This is a genomic window from Priestia aryabhattai, from assembly GCF_023715685.1.
GTDB classification, from domain to species: domain Bacteria; phylum Bacillota; class Bacilli; order Bacillales; family Bacillaceae_H; genus Priestia; species Priestia aryabhattai_B.
The window spans coordinates 986,028-1,005,025 of record NZ_JAMBOQ010000003.1; the positions used below are offsets into that span (position 1 = coordinate 986,028).

The 18,998-nt window shown below is 33.8% G+C and carries 18 protein-coding genes and 3 pseudogenes; 17 read left to right on the forward strand and 4 right to left on the reverse strand.

All coding sequences use genetic code 11. From position 1 onward, the window contains the following. Positions 1 to 15 precede the first annotated feature (15 nt). Positions 16 to 222: a hypothetical protein gene (locus tag M3225_RS18150; protein ID WP_251395926.1), complete on the forward strand. Its 207-nt coding sequence runs from the start codon at positions 16 to 18 to the stop codon at positions 220 to 222. A 384-nt stretch (positions 223 to 606) separates the two neighbouring features. Here the strand turns inward: M3225_RS18150 and M3225_RS18155 are convergent, their stop codons facing one another. Further along, positions 607 to 693, reverse strand: a complete 87-nt coding sequence (locus M3225_RS18155) for a hypothetical protein (protein WP_251396141.1) — start codon at positions 691 to 693, stop codon at positions 607 to 609. Positions 694 to 1,099: 406 nt separating this feature from the next. Here M3225_RS18155 and M3225_RS18160 point away from each other — a divergent pair, with 406 nt between their 5' ends. Then, complete coding sequence (locus tag M3225_RS18160; protein ID WP_251395928.1) at positions 1,100 to 1,288, forward strand: hypothetical protein; 189 nt, start codon at positions 1,100 to 1,102, stop codon at positions 1,286 to 1,288. A 30-nt stretch (positions 1,289 to 1,318) separates the two neighbouring features. Further along, complete coding sequence (locus tag M3225_RS18165; RefSeq protein WP_251395930.1) at positions 1,319 to 2,461, forward strand: NADH:flavin oxidoreductase; 1,143 nt, start codon at positions 1,319 to 1,321, stop codon at positions 2,459 to 2,461. A gap of 282 nt (positions 2,462 to 2,743) precedes the next feature. On the opposite strand, the gene M3225_RS18170 is transcribed toward M3225_RS18165, so the two are convergent. Further along, entirely contained in the window at positions 2,744 to 3,745 is a 1,002-nt protein-coding gene (locus tag M3225_RS18170; RefSeq protein WP_251395932.1) for a DUF3231 family protein, read from the reverse strand. Between the two features lie 277 nt (positions 3,746 to 4,022). On the opposite strand from M3225_RS18170, the gene M3225_RS18175 reads away from it, so the two are divergent. After that, a complete protein-coding gene (locus M3225_RS18175) occupies positions 4,023 to 5,039 on the forward strand; it encodes a DUF3231 family protein (RefSeq protein WP_251395934.1) in 1,017 nt (338 codons plus the stop codon). 228 nt (positions 5,040 to 5,267) lie between these two features. Here M3225_RS18175 and M3225_RS18180 read toward each other — a convergent pair whose 3' ends face one another. Then, on the reverse strand, positions 5,268 to 5,816 hold the full coding sequence (locus tag M3225_RS18180) for a hypothetical protein (protein ID WP_251395936.1): 549 nt from the start codon (positions 5,814 to 5,816) through the stop codon (positions 5,268 to 5,270). Between the two features lie 244 nt (positions 5,817 to 6,060). Here M3225_RS18180 and M3225_RS18185 point away from each other — a divergent pair, with 244 nt between their 5' ends. From M3225_RS18185 to M3225_RS18245, 13 genes and pseudogenes are all read left to right on the forward strand, one after another. Then, positions 6,061 to 7,065 (forward strand): DUF3231 family protein, encoded by a 1,005-nt coding sequence (locus tag M3225_RS18185; RefSeq protein WP_251395938.1) that lies wholly within the window; start codon positions 6,061 to 6,063, stop codon positions 7,063 to 7,065. A gap of 439 nt (positions 7,066 to 7,504) precedes the next feature. Beyond that, complete coding sequence (locus M3225_RS18190; RefSeq protein ID WP_251395940.1) at positions 7,505 to 8,080, forward strand: LysE family translocator; 576 nt, start codon at positions 7,505 to 7,507, stop codon at positions 8,078 to 8,080. 25 nt (positions 8,081 to 8,105) lie between these two features. Then, positions 8,106 to 8,882 (forward strand): AraC family transcriptional regulator, encoded by a 777-nt coding sequence (locus tag M3225_RS18195; protein ID WP_251395942.1) that lies wholly within the window; start codon positions 8,106 to 8,108, stop codon positions 8,880 to 8,882. A 65-nt stretch (positions 8,883 to 8,947) separates the two neighbouring features. Beyond that, positions 8,948 to 9,326, forward strand: a pseudogene (locus tag M3225_RS18200) (enoyl-CoA hydratase). A gap of 203 nt (positions 9,327 to 9,529) precedes the next feature. After that, the gene (locus M3225_RS18205; protein WP_251395944.1) at positions 9,530 to 10,429 is read left to right on the forward strand and encodes an AraC family transcriptional regulator; all 900 of its coding nucleotides are present in this window, start codon (positions 9,530 to 9,532) and stop codon (positions 10,427 to 10,429) included. Between the two features lie 387 nt (positions 10,430 to 10,816). Continuing rightward, a complete protein-coding gene (locus M3225_RS18210; protein WP_251395946.1) occupies positions 10,817 to 11,758 on the forward strand; it encodes a sugar phosphate isomerase/epimerase family protein in 942 nt (313 codons plus the stop codon). Positions 11,759 to 11,876: 118 nt separating this feature from the next. Next, a complete protein-coding gene (locus M3225_RS18215) occupies positions 11,877 to 13,079 on the forward strand; it encodes a Gfo/Idh/MocA family protein (RefSeq protein WP_251395948.1) in 1,203 nt (400 codons plus the stop codon). 810 nt (positions 13,080 to 13,889) lie between these two features. Further along, positions 13,890 to 15,311, forward strand: a complete 1,422-nt coding sequence (locus tag M3225_RS18220) for a sugar porter family MFS transporter (protein ID WP_374109835.1) — start codon at positions 13,890 to 13,892, stop codon at positions 15,309 to 15,311. A 223-nt stretch (positions 15,312 to 15,534) separates the two neighbouring features. Then, positions 15,535 to 15,839 (forward strand): annotated as a pseudogene (locus M3225_RS18225) (Gfo/Idh/MocA family protein). A gap of 36 nt (positions 15,840 to 15,875) precedes the next feature. Then, positions 15,876 to 16,316 carry a Gfo/Idh/MocA family protein gene (locus M3225_RS18230; RefSeq protein WP_251395952.1) on the forward strand — a complete coding sequence of 147 codons (441 nt, stop codon included), beginning with the start codon at positions 15,876 to 15,878 and terminating at the stop codon, positions 16,314 to 16,316. A gap of 234 nt (positions 16,317 to 16,550) precedes the next feature. Next, positions 16,551 to 16,682 (forward strand): annotated as a pseudogene (locus M3225_RS18235) (fructose-6-phosphate aldolase); the annotation flags it as partial. A gap of 68 nt (positions 16,683 to 16,750) precedes the next feature. After that, positions 16,751 to 17,098: a hypothetical protein gene (locus M3225_RS18240; protein WP_251395954.1), complete on the forward strand. Its 348-nt coding sequence runs from the start codon at positions 16,751 to 16,753 to the stop codon at positions 17,096 to 17,098. Positions 17,099 to 17,581: 483 nt separating this feature from the next. Continuing rightward, on the forward strand, positions 17,582 to 17,761 hold the full coding sequence (locus M3225_RS18245) for a hypothetical protein (RefSeq protein ID WP_251395956.1): 180 nt from the start codon (positions 17,582 to 17,584) through the stop codon (positions 17,759 to 17,761). Between the two features lie 417 nt (positions 17,762 to 18,178). Here M3225_RS18245 and M3225_RS18250 read toward each other — a convergent pair whose 3' ends face one another. Further along, positions 18,179 to 18,616 (reverse strand): hypothetical protein, encoded by a 438-nt coding sequence (locus tag M3225_RS18250; protein WP_251395958.1) that lies wholly within the window; start codon positions 18,614 to 18,616, stop codon positions 18,179 to 18,181. Positions 18,617 to 18,998 lie beyond the last annotated feature (382 nt).

The following is an 18,998-nucleotide window of genomic DNA, read 5'->3' on the forward strand; positions in this document are numbered from 1 at the left end:
AAAGGAGGAATACATATGAATCCATACAAACAATTTCAATTAAATAAAGAAGTAGAAGAGATGGCTAAACAACGAATTGAAATCCATAAAAAGCGAATAAAACTATCTGAAGAGTTAGAAAACGACTGGTATAATAAAGAACTCCAAGATAAAATCATTGAATTAGAGGAAGAAAGCCAAAAACTTAAGAAAAAAATTGAAGCTTTACAGGCTAACTTTTAAGCATCCTTTTACAGAGCTTTTTGGATTAAAGTAGTTTGAAAAACCATCTGATTTTATGGGAGCTAGACGTGTGAATATAAGCAAACTACGCTTTATTACTTCACCTCGAGAATCTTTCTATGAATTCCTAACATCACTTATTTTTCTAGTGTGTCCAAAAAAATGAAGAGGCAAGAAGAAGTTATTTCCTTGCCTCGTAAGCTTTTACCTCCTTGTAAAATGTCGCCTTTTTCATTCCTGCTTGATTCATAAATGATAAAGCAGTCATTTTTCTAGACGTCCATTCTTTATACAGCCTACCTTACTCGTTGGGAGAAGTAACGATAGAGCAACCAAGGTGGTTCCCTTTAGATTTAGTAACATTTATGCCTTCTCGCTGAAGCTTTAAAATGGTTGTTCTCTCTTGTTTCGCCCTAGATGATCAATTGGTTTAATGTACAGTGTGTCGCCATCTCTCATTGCTTTAAGCATATTTTGAAACCCATCGCGTTCTATTTCCTTTCCACGAGCCTTATCTATCGATAATATATTGTACCCTCAATGAATCAATGTAACAGAAACGCCAAAATATATTGCTGTTACAAATAATAATGTTCTATATTTTTGTAATAAGTTTATTAATTATCTAACTAATTTGTTTCATCTGTGCAAACACAAAAGGTGAAACAAGACGGAATTGGAGGAACAAAAATACAGTATAAAGGTCGTATAGACGAATTGATGAATATTTTGGAAAATGAGAAGAGAAACTAGATTGCTCAAATAGATACTTAAAAAAGATCCTCAAGGGCTTTTCCATTCATATGGTAGAAGCAAAATGAGAGGCAGGAAAAAGAAATAGAATGAGAATAAAATAACATTTGAAAGGTGAATTCTGTTGAAAGAACGAGAACTTCAAGAAGTAACTCAACATCTAGATAAGTTATTTAAAGATTTAATAAACGAGGATATTACAGAAGAGGAATTTAACGATTTGTCTGATGAGCTTTATAAAAGACAAACCAGACTTAGATATGAGATCGAGATTGAAAATGGGGTACATTACAGAGAATATTTCAAACTATAAAAATCGCTAAAAAAGAAAGGAGTTTTAACAATGACGGATACAAAACTTTTATTTGAAAATATGACATTAGGCAATATAACACTAGATAACAGGATAGGGGTTGCCCCGATGGCACGCACAAGTGCAACTTTTGAAGGGGTGGCAACCAATCAGATGGTATCATACTACACATCATTTGCTCGTGGAGGATTTGGATTGATTATTACCGAAGCAATTTATACTGATGATAAATATAGTCAAGGATATTTTAATAATCCAGGTCTTGTTGATGAGGAACAAGCACAAGCATGGAAGAAAGTGGTGGAATCTGTCCATCAAGAAGGGGCTAAAATATTTGCACAAATAATGCATGCGGGAGCCCTTTCACAAGGGAATCGTTTTGTCCAAGAAACAATCGGTCCTTCTGTTGTTCAGCCAAAAGGGGAGAAAATGGAACTTTATGAAGGGGAAGGCCTGTATGGGGCTCCAAGAGAAGCAACAAAAGAAGAAATCAAGGAAGTGATAAAAGGGTTTGTTAATACGGCTAAACGTGCAAAAACTGCTGGTTTTGATGGAGTTGAAATTCATGGAGCCAATGGCTACCTCCTTGACCAATTTCTTACTGATTATACCAATAAACGCACAGATGAATACGGTGGTTCTACTGAAAACCGAGTGCGGTTATTGGTTGAAGTTTCTAAAGCAGTTCGGGAGGCTGTTGGAGAGCACTTTACTATTGGTATGCGGATTTCCCAAGGAAAGGTAAATGATTATAATCACAAGTGGGCAGGGAAAGAAAAAGATGCTGAAATCATCTTTGGTCAGTTAGGGCGCGCAGGTCTTGACTTTATCCATGTTACGGAGTACGAAGCATGGAAACCGGCATTTCAAAAAGTTGACGCCACCTTTGTAACTAATTCAGCCTTGGATAACGGAGGATTATCGCTTGCGGCTCTTGCCAAAAAGTATGGGAAAGTTTATGTGATAGCCAACGGACATTTAGAAGACCCTGCCAAGGCGGGAGAAATCGTTGGAAAAGGGGAAGCAGATATAATTACCTTAGGTAAAGGAGCCCTTGCTAACCATGATTGGGTCAATAAAGTCAAAAATGGGGAACCATTAGCAAAGTTTGATGAAGAAAAAGTGCTAAGGCCAGATGCTAAAGTTAAGGATTTTGAATTTAAATCTGTCTAATCTAACAAGACAAGTATTTTAACTTAAATAAACAGAAAAAACTCCATGGTTAGGAGTTTTTTCTTTGTATACAGATTATAAATGTGAATAATTATCAATATTTCGTTTAAACATTTGTTTTCCTACTGTATAAGATATACAGCTTTAGTTACCATAATGAAAATTATCGGCAGTATCATGCTAAAAAGCCCCTTTATCAAGGGCTTTTTCAGTTTATAAATCACATTTTTCTGAATGGTCATCAAATAACGGATTTTGGGATCATTGTTTGCTTTTAGTAAGTTATGTTCCCTTTAATTCCTTTCTATTTGGTGCTTGAGGCGGTTGCTCTAACCATTGTCGTTCTACCATAATATTGAATCCCTTTTCAGCATAAATTAATATTTCTCCGATCAATTTACTATAGTAAGTAGCTAAATCCAACCTCATAGATAGAGACAAAGCATGTCCAATAAGTGTGACATCAATAGAATTTAAAAAATGAAAAAGTGCAACAATTAGCTTATCGGAAAAAGGAGAAACGGTTGAATTCGTCACTTCCATGCTAACAGGAACAGTACCGAGAAGGTCTTCTTTTTTTAAAAGATCATTAAAGAAATTAATCTGTTTTTCTGATATTTCCATCCCATTTCTTATATAATTTTTGATTTCTTTATCCTTAACCACTTGTAATAAACCTATACAGAGTAAAACAGAAAAATAGTTACGCTCAATATTAAAGAACATTTCAGTAAGCTCGATAGCATTCAAAGGTCTTTTTTTCCCTACAGCTGCTACTATATAAGATTGTTTTTTTACGTATTCGACCTTTTCAGGATAGGTAATCATGGGAGGTCTATCATAAATGCCTTTAGATAACATTAAAGTAGTGGATTCTGCATAGAGCTCCGTAGCTTGATTTAAAGCATTTGTGAAAAAAGCCAGAACATCTGATCGAGCAACAGTCGAAGTCACAAACCCCAAGTTAGCCATTCCCATACGGCTCATTGAGTAGACAAAGCTCAGAGCAAAAAGGTCATAAAAAAGGGGACGAGCCGATAATTTAATATCCTCTTCCGTAAATCCATCTGGTAAAGGGATGTTCTCCTTAGAAAAAATATCTTTAATTTGTGTTATATGTGTTTGAGAGATATGTAAAGATTTTTGCAAAATAGGCTTTATTTCATTATCTTTTAGATGGTGAAGAAAATAGTTTAACAAGCAAACAGACATGGTTTCTTGAATATAAACTCCCCATAAACCGCCAATTTCTGGACTGGATAATCTTACATTATGCTTAACCATCGATGCCTCCTGATTATATGTCTTTATCTTAAGTATTTGATTTATCCACCTAAATTATTCCTTTTTTATCTCTCGAAAAAAAGAAGCTCATGTCCAATTATTGTTAACATAATGGAGTTCACCGGAAGTTATAAATTCCAAAATAAACTCATTTCAATGTATAAAACGATTAAAAAACCCTAAGTAAGAGTAAACATATTGCTAAAAAGCATAAAAAGAGCAGTTTTCTGCAAATGATATAGTGACAACCTAAAATATCAATTGGAGGAAACTGCCCATGATGGAACATCACACCAAACTCACTTCAGCTGAAATAGCCTGTACGTGGACTGGCTATATGAATGATAGTATGTCCAAATGTGTACTCGGTTATTTCTTAAAACATATCGAAGATAAAGAAATTAAATCGATTGTTCAAATGGCTTATGATTTTTCAGCTACTCATGTAGAAAAACTTCATGTTTTATTTCAAGAGGAAAAAATTTCTCTACCAATAGGGTTTACAGATGAACATGATGTGAATAGGGATGCTGGCCGTCTCTACACAGATACATTTATCCTTACATATATCAATCACATGGCAAAAGTAGGAATGCTAGCATTTAGTGGATTTCTTTCAATGAGTGCTCGAAAAGATATACGGTTATATTTTAAAAAAGGACTTGAAGAAGCCTCTAATTTATACGATAAAAGTTCAGATATAGCTCTTTCAAAAGGACTATTCGTTCGTGCTCCTTATATTGCTTATCCTACCCAAACAGATACGGTAGACAGTAAAAGTTATCTCAGTGGATTTTCTGTTTTTAGTAAAGAACGCCCCTTGAATGCAATAGAAATATCACATTTATATATGAATATCCAAACGAATATCATAGGCAGTAAGCTATCCCTTGGCTTTGCTCAGACATCTCAACGAGAAAAGATTCAAAAATGGATGTTAAGAGGGGCCGAAATTTCAGAAAAGCATGTACAGATTTTTGCACAAGCACTTCTCGATAATCATATTCAGCCCCCGGTTCCACATGATATTGCTATTAGTGACTTAACTACACCCGTCTTTTCTGATCGACTAGCGATGTTTCAAATGGCTTTATTAAGTGCAGCAGGAACGGGTAACTATGCAACCGCAGCAGCTGCAAGTCAACGAAGTGATCTCGTTGTCAATTATGAAAGGCTATCTCTTGAAATCGGACAATATGCAAAAGATGGGGCTGATATCATGATCCATCATAAATGGCTTGAGCAACCACCTGGAACAAAAGACAAAGAACAACTGGCTAAGAAGAAAGAATAATCTTGTATATTTAGAACAAACTACACAAGACGCTGTGATAGAGTCATTTACGACTACAATTCAACGAATAGGAGAAGACCATCTCTTTTGACTAGGAAGAGAGGGTCTTTTTCTGTTTCTACACTGTATATGATATACAAAGTTATTTACCATAATGAATTTTATCGGAAATAAAACAAAAAAGGCCTCAAATAAATATGAAGCCTTTACATTTGTATACAGAAAAGCTTAATCCTTTAAAACATGATGTTTTACTAAACTTCGATAATAGCCATAAATAATAAAATACGCTATTAAATAACTGATAAAAGTACCTAGAATATTCCATCCATTGAAATATTCTACTTTTCCTAAGACTAAACCGATGCCTTCAAAACTTGTAGTAAAGAGAGCAAAACAAAGTAAAAGGATAATCGTATTAATCTTCTTTTTTATCTTAAAATAAATTAAAAAAGAAGATAAGACAGGATAGAAACCAATATTTAAAGGGAGTGCTGATAAACTTAGATCTCTAAAAGTCGGTTTGAATTGCCAAAAGTAATTACTTCCCCAATCATTTAGTATAAAAGCTACTGTCATTCCTATTGGTACAATTAAAAGAACGATTATAGGTTCTTTCTTGTATAATATGAAACCAAAAATCCAAGGTACAATAAATCCCATAATAATATTTACTAATATTTTCTTTCTTCTCCTCTCACTAAGATAATCTTTTAACAGGATTGTCCAAAACTTAAGAAAATAGTATGGACTAGTATTATATACCTTGCCCAACATGAATATTTTCTTATATAGTGAGGAAACTACACAAGATGAGTAGGTTCATCAATAAAAACATAGTGTGCACTAGAAGAAACCACTGCTAGTTCCCAGTGATTTCTTCTTTTTTTAACTGTATATCGTATACATGTTTAGTTAACATAATGGATTTTGTCGAAAATTACATGCTAAAAGCTTTTTTTATGAAGAAAGAATTCATATCTATTAATGAATTGGGAAATCTTATCCAAGAGGTGATAATTTGGATAAGAATAAATTAAAGCTTACATCTTCCGAAATAGGAACACTATGGGGAGAGTATGTAAACGGAACGATGATAGATATAGTAAATAGATATATGTTCTCTATTATTGAAGATGAGTCAATAAAGGCCATTTTTGAAGATGCTATCAAGACCTTCGCAAAACAAAAAAAACAAATTGTAGCTTTTATAGAAAACGAAGGGTTTCCAGTCCCAATTGGATTTACTGAGTCTGATCTTAATAAAGGTACCAAGAGGTTGTTCACGGACATATTCTGCTTAAATTATTTACATATCATGACGTTACATGGCTTGCTAGGACATATAACCTCATTGGGTGTTTCTGTCAGAGAAGACTTACGCCACTTCTACGATTCATGTGATAATGATGCAAAAAGGATGTATCATCAAACGATTGAATTATTACTTGAAAAAGGGGATTTTCAGAGGGACCCTTATTTTTATCCTGCTACAAATCCTGAATATATTTCTAGCCAGGATTTTACGGATGGTTTTTTCGGAAAAGGCAGACGTTTAACGGCAATAGAAATCATAAGTATTTCTTTCAACCTTAAAAAAAGTATTATGGCTAAAACCCTTTCTATTGGATTTAGTCAGGTCTCTCAAACAAAAGAAGTAAGGAAATTTTTAGAGGATTCGGAGAAAACAGCTGATGATCAAATACAATCCTTTTCAAAAATCATGCACGCAGATAATTTACCAATTCCTAAATCGTGGGAGACAGAAGTAACAATTTCAACAGACTCTCCTTTTTCTGATAAATTAATGATGTATCATATTGGTTTCTTATTCCAAACTTCACAAGCGTATCATGGAACAGGTTTAGCATCAGCCATGCGAACAGATCTTGTAGCTACTTATGAAAGGATTATTCTAAAGAATTTAATGGTAACAAAAAAATGGTTTGATATTATGGTGAAAAATAAATGGGTAGAACAGCCACCACTTGCTCCTAACAGAAAAGAGATTGCAAAAGAAAAATGAGTGAATCCTTATATATTGAGTAAACTACTCAAGAAGCTGTAAGGTTTCAATCCTTTAATCAAATAAATGTAGCAGAAAAAACAACTGGTCGGACTCAGTTGTTTTTTCTCTTTTTAGACTGTATACGCTATACATATTTAGTTAACATAATCACTCTTTCCAATTTTATCGTTTACACACGGTTTTATACATTGTTGATGCATCAGTGTTTTGTTTACAATTGAGAATAGAACTCTTGCATGAAAAACATCTTTTTTATGTATATACTACAGCTCATATAAAATAGTGTGAAATAAGATTTTTCCTAATTCATAGTTGTATGATACAGAGGTAGCCAAGATAAAACTGCAACTTTATATAATCCCGCAATAATATACTATATACCATTGAATGTTCAGATGTACGATTATATGAGGATATCTTGAAAGGAGTTTACCTCATGAATATTACATCTTTTGTATTTTACTGTTTTATTGTTACATTTACACCAGGACCTACTAATATAGTTATTTTATCAACTGTACATAATTCTGGGACAAAAAAGGCAATGGAATATACGTATGGAGCAACGATTGCTTTTGCTTGCTTACTTGCTATTTCTTCCGTGTTAAATACGATATTGGCCACACTAATACCCAAAATTTTAATGGTTATGCAGGTAGTTGGAAGCTTTTATATGTTGTATCTTGCTTATCAAGTTTATAAAATGGATTCATCAAAACCAACTGTAAACCAAACGGGTACTTTTATGTCTGGGTTTCTTACACAGTTTTTAAATCCAAAAGTCGTACTATTTACAATAACCGTTATTCCTACCTACATTATGCCTTATTATGTCTCAGTGTCTGCGGTTACGGTAGGCGTTATTGTTGTAACTGTTATTGGATTCTTAGCATTTATCACATGGGTACTTTTTGGTGCCATCTTCAAGAATTTTTTACAGAAGCACAAAAAGATTGTGAATGTATTGATGGCATTGTTTTTAGTTTATGCTGCAATCATGGTATGGGTGTAGGCAAGCTACTTTAGAGGTGAATGAAATGGACAAATTTATCTATAAAAAATCGGCAAGTATTACGGCTTTATCAGCAAGTCTTACTGATTTCACGTATAAAAAACACTCTCACAAAGAGTATGCAATAGGAGTTACCTTACGTGGGATTCAACATTATAATTTAGACGGCAGTTTACACTTGTCCTACCAAAATGGTGTTATGCTTTTTAATCCAGAACAAGCACATGATGGAATGGCACATGATAAGACAGGACTTGATTATGTAATGCTGTATATTGAGCCAGAATTGCTATTAGAGGTTATTGAGAAAAAGGAGATTGTACGTTTTTCAGATCCTATTGTATATAATTATAGACTTGAACAAAGAATACTACGTCTTGCTCATGCAATATTAAACAAACAGGATGAGGCTTTGTGCAATGAACTACTTTTATCTTTGACAGAAAGCCTTATCCAAACTGATCTTTCTAATGGTTTTAAGAAAGATAACGCTCTAATTAAAAAAGCAAAGGATATCCTTCATAACAATTTAGAAAATGTACTTAAACTTGATGAAATATGTAAAGAACTTGATTTATCAAAATTTCAGTTTATACGAATATTTAAGTCTCAGACTGGCAGTTCACCATACCAATATTTTCTTAACTGTAAAATAGAACGTGCAAAACAGTTAATAGAGAAGAATAGAGATGTCTATGCAGCAGTGGCTGAGTGTGGTTTTGTTGATTTAACTCATTTAAATAAACACTTTAAAAGCGTATATGGAACAACAGCCTTTGAGTATATGTCACACTTGAATTGAAAAGGACTTTTCAATACTAAGTTTTTAGAAAAGGTAAATGGGTTTAAAATAAAGGGGGAATAAAAATGTCTTTAAAGGTAGGAGATAATTATTACATTTGAACGGACTTTCACAGCGGAAGATGTTGAACTGTTTATAAAGGTTTCAGGTGATAAAGGATCTCACCACGTTACACCTGATGAACAGGGGAGACTTGTCATTCAAGGATTGTTAACGGCTACATTACCAACAAAAATAGGCGGTGATCACAGCGTACTAGCTCGTAAAATGACTTTTGAATTTTTAAGACCAGTCTTTACGACTGATACTATTTGTTGTGAAGTCACAATTGAACAATTCGAAAAGCAAGGTGAACGAACTCTTATTACCGCTTCTTTTACATGTCAAAATCAAAACGAGAAAGAAGTTTTAAAAGGGAATTTCTCTGGAATTATAAAAAATTAATTTCCCCCCAGATCCCATACAATAACTTACACAAATTAAAAGGCTTCTACTTAGCTTTTTATTTAATCCTTCTTCAATTTATTATTTTATCGCTCCTTACTTTCATTTAGAGTCTTTATAGACAAATTTTTTCATTTAAATTATAGTGTGTATTAATAATTAATGAATAAATTTTCTGATTTTATAAAGGGGAGGGCGTTTTGTTGGATAAGTTTGTCTCAGGGAAAATCACTTTAAATGAATATATTCAACGTACAGAAAGCAATGGAGTATCTTTTTATATTCACTATTGGGGAGTCATGCCACAGCATTACAATAATTCACTTCATAAACATTCATTCTTTGAGGTGTGTTACGTTTTAGAAGGAGAAGGAACTTATATAGACCAGGGATGTACATATCAAATAAAAGAAAATACAATGTTCCTTTCTAGACCCGATGTTTTACACCAAATAAAAAGCGACACCGGATTTTTTCTCTTATATGTGGGGTTTGAACTAATTGAATCAGATTCAAGTGAAAAGTGGGTAACAATAATTGAAGAGGCAAAACAATGTTCGGAAGTAGTGATAGATGTAAAAGATGATGCAGCTGCACCGTTAATGTGGAAGTCACTTTTAATTCAAGCAGCAAAAAGCGAAAGCGCTCTTTTGGAGGAGATACTATCAAATTTAGCTCATTCCCTTATTCTTTCATTAATACAAAACTTTGTTGTGACTTCGAATTACCATAGTCAGAAGACTGTTCAAAAAAAGTCTTCTTTAATCCTTACCCTTGCGAAATTATATATTAAAGATAATCTATCAAATTCTATTAAACTTACGGATACAGCTACTTATTTACACCTATCTAGTCGACACCTCTCTCGGCTATTTAAAGCTGAATTAGGTATAAGCTACTCAGAGTATGTACAAAATGAAAGGATTCAAAGAGCTGCTACATTGCTCAAAACTACCGATTTATCTATTAGAGATATTGCGCAAGAAACAGGGTTTCCAGACGTTCACTACTTTACACGTGTTTTTACCGCTTCAATGCATAGTTCACCAGGACGTTTTCGCGCTCTATATACAAAGTTAAAAACAGTTATATATAAAGATTAGTCAACTCTTCTCTACTTAAAGTCATTTATGAAAAAGTAGAGAAGGGTTATTTTTATTAAATAAAATTAGTAATGGTTCAATAAAGTTGTCCTTAAAAGATAAAAAGTAGTCCTCTTAAAACAAAGACGATTAAGAGTTCATATTTTATACTAATTACTATAGAAACGAAATTTATTGAATACTCAATTAAATAAAAAAACGTTTCCAATCACTTATTTTTCAATATATTAAGATTATCTTATAAAAATGGATAAGTTTAGTTAACCAATAATGATATTGCTAAGTTATAAACAAAGTTGTAAAGTAATAAAAATTGTTGGAAAGGTTTGTCCTGTAATTATAATCTTAATGAGTGATTTTAGACAGATTTTTTAGGAGGAGAAAATCATGAAATTATCTTATGTAACAGACAGTTTAGGACATTTATCTTTTAAAGAAATGTTAGATGTGATAACAGAGATGGGAATCGATACGATCGAAATGACCACAGGAGGTTGGTCACCAGCTCCTCACTTGAGACTAAACGAACTTTTAGAAAGCGATTACAAAAGAGCTGACTTCTTAAATGAATTGGAAAAACGCAATATTAAACTTTGTGCATTAAATTGTTCTGGAAATCCATTGGATCCAGGTGAATTGGGTAAAGAGCATCGAGAAGTGACAGATAAAACATTCGAACTAGCCAAATTGTTAGGTGTAAAAAAAATAATTATGATGAGTGGATTACCAGCTGGAAGTCCTGAAGATAAGGTTCCAAACTGGATTACCTATACTGTAAGCTGGCCTCCAGTGTTAAAAGATATTTTAGATTATCAATGGAATGAAGTAACCATACCTTACTGGAAAGAGCTAGTTAAGAAAGCTGAATCTTGCGGTATTGAAAAAATTGCTCTTGAAAACTTCAGCTCTCAATTAGTCTATAACCCTGAAACATTATTTAAGCTGCGTAATGCGGTAGGACCTATCGTAGGATTAAATTTAGACCCAAGCCACTTGATCTGGATGGGCGCAGACCCGATTTTATCAGCTAGAGAATTAGGAGGCGCCATTCACCATGTTCATGGAAAAGACGTGCGCCTTGAGCGACATTTATCAGGAGTGAACGGAGTAATGGAGACAAAAGAAGTGACGGATGTAGCAAATAGAGCTTGGAATTACGTAGCCGTAGGCTGTGGTCAAGATTTGCAGTGGTGGAAAGAATTTTTCTCTGTTGTGAAGATGATGGGTTATGACGAAGAAGTTTCTTTAGAAATGGAAGATTTAACAATGTCAGTAGAAGCTGGGGTTCGAACTTCAATCCATGCATTAAAACAAACACTTAGCTTTTAAGTAAAAGAGCTGAATTGCCTTGGATACTTGAAGTTATTTATTTCTGAATATTAAAATTATTTTTAGTGAAATCAGAGCTATCTAAAATAAATACTACGTGAAAGAGAGGAATTTTACTATGTTAAATGGAGAGAAAAAAATTGCAAGACCGTTACGATGGGGTATGGTTGGTGGAGGAAGACTAGGGCAGGTTGGCTATAAGCATCGAATCGGGGCACTTAGAGATAACACAGCTTTTCACCTAGTAGCTGGGGCATTCGATATTGATCCTGCTAGAGGAAAAGACTTTGGTGTGAACATTGGGGTCTCTGAGGAACGTTGTTATCCAAATTATGAAACGATGTTTGCAGAAGAAGCGAAGCGAAAAGATGGACTTGAAGTTGTATCAATTGCTACGCCTAATGGTACTCATTATGAAATTTGTAAGGCGGCATTACACGCAGGTTTACATGTAATTTGTGAAAAGCCTTTGTTTTTTACAAGTGATGAGGTACTAGAGATTAAAGCATTAGCTGAAGAAAAAGGGAAAATCGTTGGGGTAACGTATGGATTCTCTGGTAATCAGCTGCTGCTTCAAATGAGAGCAATGGTTGAAAAAGGAGAAATCGGCGATGTACGAGTAGTTGAATTACAGTATACGCATGGATTTAATGCCACTGATGACGGAGACAAAGTGAATGCTGCGCAAAAGTGGCGCGTGGATCCTAAGATTGCAGGACCAAGTTATGTGTTAGGCGATCTTTCTACACACACGTACTATATGTCACAGTTAATCATGCCACAAATGAAAATTAAAAAGTTATTGTGTGATCGCCAGAGCTTTATCGGCAGTCGTGCTCCTCTAGAGGACAATGCTTACGTTTTAATGCACTATGAAAATGGGGCGGTAGGTAGACTGTGGACATCTTCTATTGACGCGGGTTGTATGGATGGTCATCGAATTCGTATTGTAGGTTCAAAAGCAAGCTTAGAATGGTGGGATAGCAAGCCGAATGAATTACGATATGAAGTGCAAGGGCAACCAATCCAAACGTTGATTCGATCAATGCCTTACTTAGATGAAAGTTGTAATGCGGATGAGCGTTTAGGCGCTTTACACCAGGAAGGACTTTCAGAGTCATGGTCAAATATTTACCTGAAGTTTGCAATTGCAATTGATGCAAAAATGCGTGGTGATCAAGAAACGTTAGATACACTTGTTTACCCAGACATTAATGCAGGACTAGAAGGCGTTCGCTGGATCGAAAATTGTGTACGCTCAGCAGATCAAGGATCCGTATGGGTAGATTTTGAGAGTAACAAAGAAGCTGCATTGGTATGAAAAACTCTTTAAATTTAGGTGAGATTGAAGACGATTAAAAGCACCAAAATAGTGAATCAAAGCCGTGGAATTGGTTTTGACAGCTAATGTCACGGCTTTTAATAAAAGGATAAGATAAAGAATTATGTAGATTTTCGGTTATTAAATTATTGAAAAATAAAGGTCAAAACTTTCCTTAATTTTTTAGTGTTTTAAAGGAAATAGTGAATTAAAGAATTTAAAATAGTAGAAGGGAAAGACTCCTGATGATTTTGAGGGAAGTACTAGATTTAAGTAAAAGTATAGCAAACTGTCGTTTGGATATGTACGAATTAGCAAAGAATAAATGTTTCTCTGACCAGATGTGTTAAAAATCAACCAACAGTTGGATTTTAAAATTCAGAATATTATAAATATAATAAAAAATTCTCCGTTCTAAACATATACACTCAATTATTAGGATGAAAAGCATAATTAAACTTTGCAATCATTATTTTAGATAACTTAACCACATATCTAAAAAAATAAAAGTAGAAATAAAATTATACACTGTATTCTATATTGGAATTTAAGCTAACGCTATTGCATTTCTGACTTTTTGGATGAAGTTTTTATGAATCTTTGAGCGGTTAAAGTGTGGTCAAAGGGCAGATAATGAAAGCGCTTTAAATATACTAGTGAAGTAAAACAGAGGCTTTTATGTAGATGTGAGAGCATATATTATCCATATTTCTTAAAAGAGAGGTATTTCCTTGTATTTATATTTAGCAAGTAGCTTTATGGATAAGGGTTTTGTTAGAAGAAATATAATTAATAAAGGGGGAATTTAACGTGGAAAATCTCAAATTGCCTAGTGAGTACTCAGCCCAAACGGAACAGGTAAAGGAAAAGGAATCAAAAAAGTTTTTGAAATTAGTCACCATTGTATCAACGTTTGGAGGGCTATTATTCGGATATGATACAGGGGTTATTAATGGCGCGCTTCCATTTATGGCTCGTCCTGACCAATTAAACTTAAATCCTTTTACTGAAGGTTTAGTAGCAAGTTCTTTAGTATTAGGTGCGGCTTTTGGCTCGATATTTGGTGGACGCTTATCTGATAATAAAGGACGTAGGAAAGTTATTTTGTATCTTGCGATATTATTTTTCTTTTCCGCAGTTGGTTGTGTTATAGCGCCAAATACAACTATAATGGTTGTTTTCCGTTTTCTGTTGGGACTTGCTGTTGGCGGTTCTTCTGTGGTCATCCCCTCCTATCTTGCTGAAATAGCACCAACAGACAGGCGCGGCATTTTGGTTACACAAAATGAATTGATGATTGTTACTGGACAGTTCCTTGCTTATATATTTAATGCAGTTATTGGTAATGTTTTTGGAGATGCAGGACATGCATGGCGTTATATGTTAGTGATTGCGACATTGCCAGCTTTGGCGCTTTGGATTGGAGTACTCATTTTACCTGAAAGTCCTCGATGGTTAGCATCAAAAGGAAAAATGGCCGACGCATTGAAGATTCTACAAAAGATTCGTAGTGAGAGTATCGCTCAACAAGAATTAAAGGATATAAAAGCACATATTTCAGAAGAGCAAAAAATAGAAAAAATGAGTTTCAAAGATTTAAGGATACCTTGGATTCGCCGGATTGTGGTTCTTGGTATTTTTATTGGCTCTATATCACAGCTAGTGGGTATCAACTCTATTATGTATTATGGAACACAAATTCTTGAAAATTCTGGTTTTGGTACAAAAACAGCATTAATTGCAAACGTAGCAAACGGATTAATTGCCGTTGTAGCAGTTATTGTTGGTATGTCACTACTAAATAAAGTGAACAGAAGACCCATGTTGCTTACAGGTTTAATAGGTGTTACGGTCGCACTTATCACGATTGGCATTTCTGCTCTAATACTTACAGGATCTCCGGTGCTGCCATATGTAGTATTATCAATGACGGTAGTATACTTAGCATTTTTCCAAGGAGCTATTGGCCCAATGTCATGGCTCATACTTGCTGAAATCTTCCCTGTTCGTTTACGTGGTATTGGTATGGGATTGGCTGTATTATTTTTGTGGCTTTGCAACTTTTTAGTAGGATTGTTCTTCCCTCTTCTACTGGATGTAATCGGGCTGTCAGCAACATTTTTCCTATTCGCTGTGTTTGGTATTGTGGGAATAATATATGTAGCGAAATTCTTACCAGAGACTAGAGGACTGTCATTAGAGCAGATAGAGGCTAACTTTAAAAAAGGTTAATTTACTAAAGAAATAGAGTTTTTATAGTTATAGTCCAGCTTCAAATAGTTATATATATACTCCACTTAACCCTGTGAAAACTTTACCTTACAGTGAGTGGAGTTTGACTTATATATAAGTAAAGAAATAACAGCCGAAGGGGTTGGAATAAGTGAAAAATTATGTGCGTTGGGGAGTCTTAAGTACTGCGCAAATTGCGCAAGATGAATTACTGCCTGCTTATATGAAGGCTATGAATGCAGAAGTTACGGCTATTGCTAGTTCGAATATAAAGGTTAAGGAAATTGCTTCAAAATTTAGGATTCCAAAAATTTATGACTCCTATGATAAATTATTAGAAGACCCAGACATTGATGCTGTGTATATTCCATTACCAAATGTACTTCATTCACATTGGGTAAAGAAAGCTGCAAAAAAGGGAAGCATGTACTGTGTGAAAAGCCAGCAGCATTAACCTTCAAAGAGGCTGAGGAAATGATTGGGATATGCAAGGAAAATGGCGTTATGTTTATGGAAACATTTATATAGCAGTTTCATCCTCAACATCAAAGAGTAAGAGAAATTATGGATACCGGAGAAATTGGAGAGTTAAAAATAATAAATGTAAGTCTTTCATCCTATCTTGAAAATCAGGATGGAAATATTCGTATGAATGGTGAGTTAGGTGGGGGTAGCTTATATGATATGGGTTGCTACTGTATCCATTCCATTCAAACTCTATTAAGCTCGGATCCTAAGAGAGTTTTTGCTAACATGCAGAAAAATCATGATAGACAAATAGATATTTCTGTAACTGGATTGATGGAGCTTAACAATGGTATGACGGCCACATTTGAGGCTGCCATGGACTGTACGCGAATAGATTATTACGAAATTATTGGAACAAAAGGTAGTATTCAAGTGCCAAGGGCCTTTGCACCACAATTATTCAAGGGTGAAGCTCTTATCTTGATATATAAACAGAATGGGCAATACAGAGAAGAAAAAGTCTTTGGGGATCAGTAAAAACTTCAAGTTGAATATTTCTCTCGTTGTATATTAGAAGGGAAAATAGCTAGCTGTTTTGCAGAAAACACGACCCATAACATGAAAGTTATTGATGCATGCTTTAAATCTGTTGAAAAGGGAGTTTTTGTAAATATTTCATCAGAGAATCTGAAGGTTTCTAATTAAATAACGAAATGAAAGAAACAAAAATATTTTAAATTTTGATTTTCAAACTATTGAAGGAAAGAAATTATGAAATTTTTTATTGATACTGCAAACTCTGAAGATATTAAGAAAGTATACAAAGTGGAAATTTTATCTGGCATGACAACCAAACCATCCTTAGTAGCGAAAGACGGCATAAAATTTGAAGATCGAATTGAATAGTTACAAGGAATAAAACATGAATTTATTTGGGAATATCTATTTTATAGGAACTAGGGGTGTTATAGATGAGTATAAAAATTTCAGGGGCGCCTTGTTGTTGGGGCGTTGATGATTCAAAAAACCCTTATCTGCCACCTTGGGAAAGGGTTTTGAATGAAGCATCACAAGCTGGTTATAAAGGGATTGAGTTGGGTCCTTATGGATATATACCAATGAACATTGAAAAAGTACAAGCAGAGCTCTCTAAAAATGATTTAACTATAGTAGCAGGAACGATTTTTGATGATTTAGTATCAAAGTCTAATTTAGAAAATTTACTACATCAGGTAGATGATATTTGTTCATTGATAACAAAGCTACCTTCAACTCCCAAAGAAAAAGGCAACTTTATTCTAAGGGCATTAGAGTGGTAACTTTTTAAAAGAATCTATAACTGGAGTTAAATAATAACATATATTTTTTCTTTATAAAGACTATTTTTTGTAGTGACGAGCATATGTTTATAGAGATATCGTTTTTATTTTTTGAGAATGATGAAGCTATATAGAGGGGAAGTTGAGTAATTGATTAATACAACCATTAATTTAGCAAAAGTTGTTATGCGTACTACTATAAAGAGTAACTTAGTCTTTATGAATTATTATCTCAATTCAAGGAACATTTTGTTATCTAGATATAAGAAGATATAAAGACTATTTTCTAATGACAAGCATATGTATAAAAAGTTGCATACTTCGGAGAAAGAATCCTTGGTGAAAGGCTGACACATAATAGGCGGTCTTTGTTGTAGTTATTCTTCATAATTTGTATTAAATATAAGCTAATTCTAGAAGCATATGTTTTACCTATCTAAAAGAAGGGAATAATAGAGTCAACTTGATAAAGGGAGTGATTTTATGCAAGCCGATATGACAGTCGAAGAAGTCAAAGCCCAAATCCAGTACTTAGGAACAAATGGACAATCTCTAAAAAAGAAAAAAGTAAAACAAACGCATCCAAAACTAATGAAAAATGCACTTTATTTTTTCCCTAGCTGGGATCATGCTATGATAGAAAGTGGTGTAAATAGCGTATAATAAGCAGAAACTCAGTCTTTTTTGACTGAGTTTTTTTATTAAATAAGGAAAGCTTTTATGGTCTACACCTATATATTACCAAACTGTCTTGAGTTAAAATGTGGATATATTTACACTATAATAATTGGAACATAAGCTATCCTAAAAAGGAGTGTCTCCATTGAACAAAAAATAGCATGGTTCTTAAAAGATAGTGAAAATCAAGTGAAGTTCATTCATGAACTATTTGGAGTTGCTGCTTAAGAGCAGATTCAGTTGGGAATTTAATTGCTTCTTTCAAATGGATGTAAACTTTGCACCAGAACCATTATTTTTAAAGGCTAGTATGATGATAATTATAGGAAACTATATTAATGCCTAAAAACCCTTCACTTTAACAATGAAGGGTTTTTAGTTTATAGCTAACTAGAACGGTAATTATTTGTCAAACGTAGACTCTAATTTTTGAACTAACTGATGTATGGATTTAAGTAACAAATCATTAGACTTTACTGATAATTGTTTTGTTTTTAAAATCTGTTGCTCAGCTTTGAGTTGTCTTTCTAATGCCATAACTTCAGAATTTGTTTCTGTACAAACAAGGTGACCTACGTTATCTTGCCAGTTAATTGTGCATGCAAATAAACCAAAAAAACCATGGTGAATGTTGAGTTTTAGACTCACTCTTATAGGAGGGAAAGAAGACTGATTGAGTAATTGTTTAGCTATAAGTTGATCATCTATATGAACAAGCTCTAAAAAATGGTCCACAGGCGTAAAAAGATTTGTTACTTGCTTAGAATAACTAAGGATGTCTCCACGAGAATTCAGTTTGAAATATGGAACGGGCATCCATTCAATTGCATTTGTTTTCATTTTTATTCTCTCCTAAAACGCGACTTCTATTGCAGGTGTTGTTTATTACCTAATTATTTCAATAAAGAACTTTTTGTTACAATTTGCATAAAAACACCAGAAAAAAAGTGAATATGGTACGATTAAACTATTAAATTCAGTAGCAATCTTATCTTTAGCAATCTTCTTTTAATCAGATCGGAGGACCTTACCTGACGATCATTGAAATTAAAGAGATGATACTTACCTTATTAAACTATCAAGATAGTGAAATTAATCATGTAATTGAGAATAGATTTGAACTAAGTTATTCGAAATCATTCCAACATGTTCGGATATGTGACATGGAGAACCAAACTGTTAGTTGTTATGGGGAAGTGGAGGAAGCTTCTTTAGCTTTATA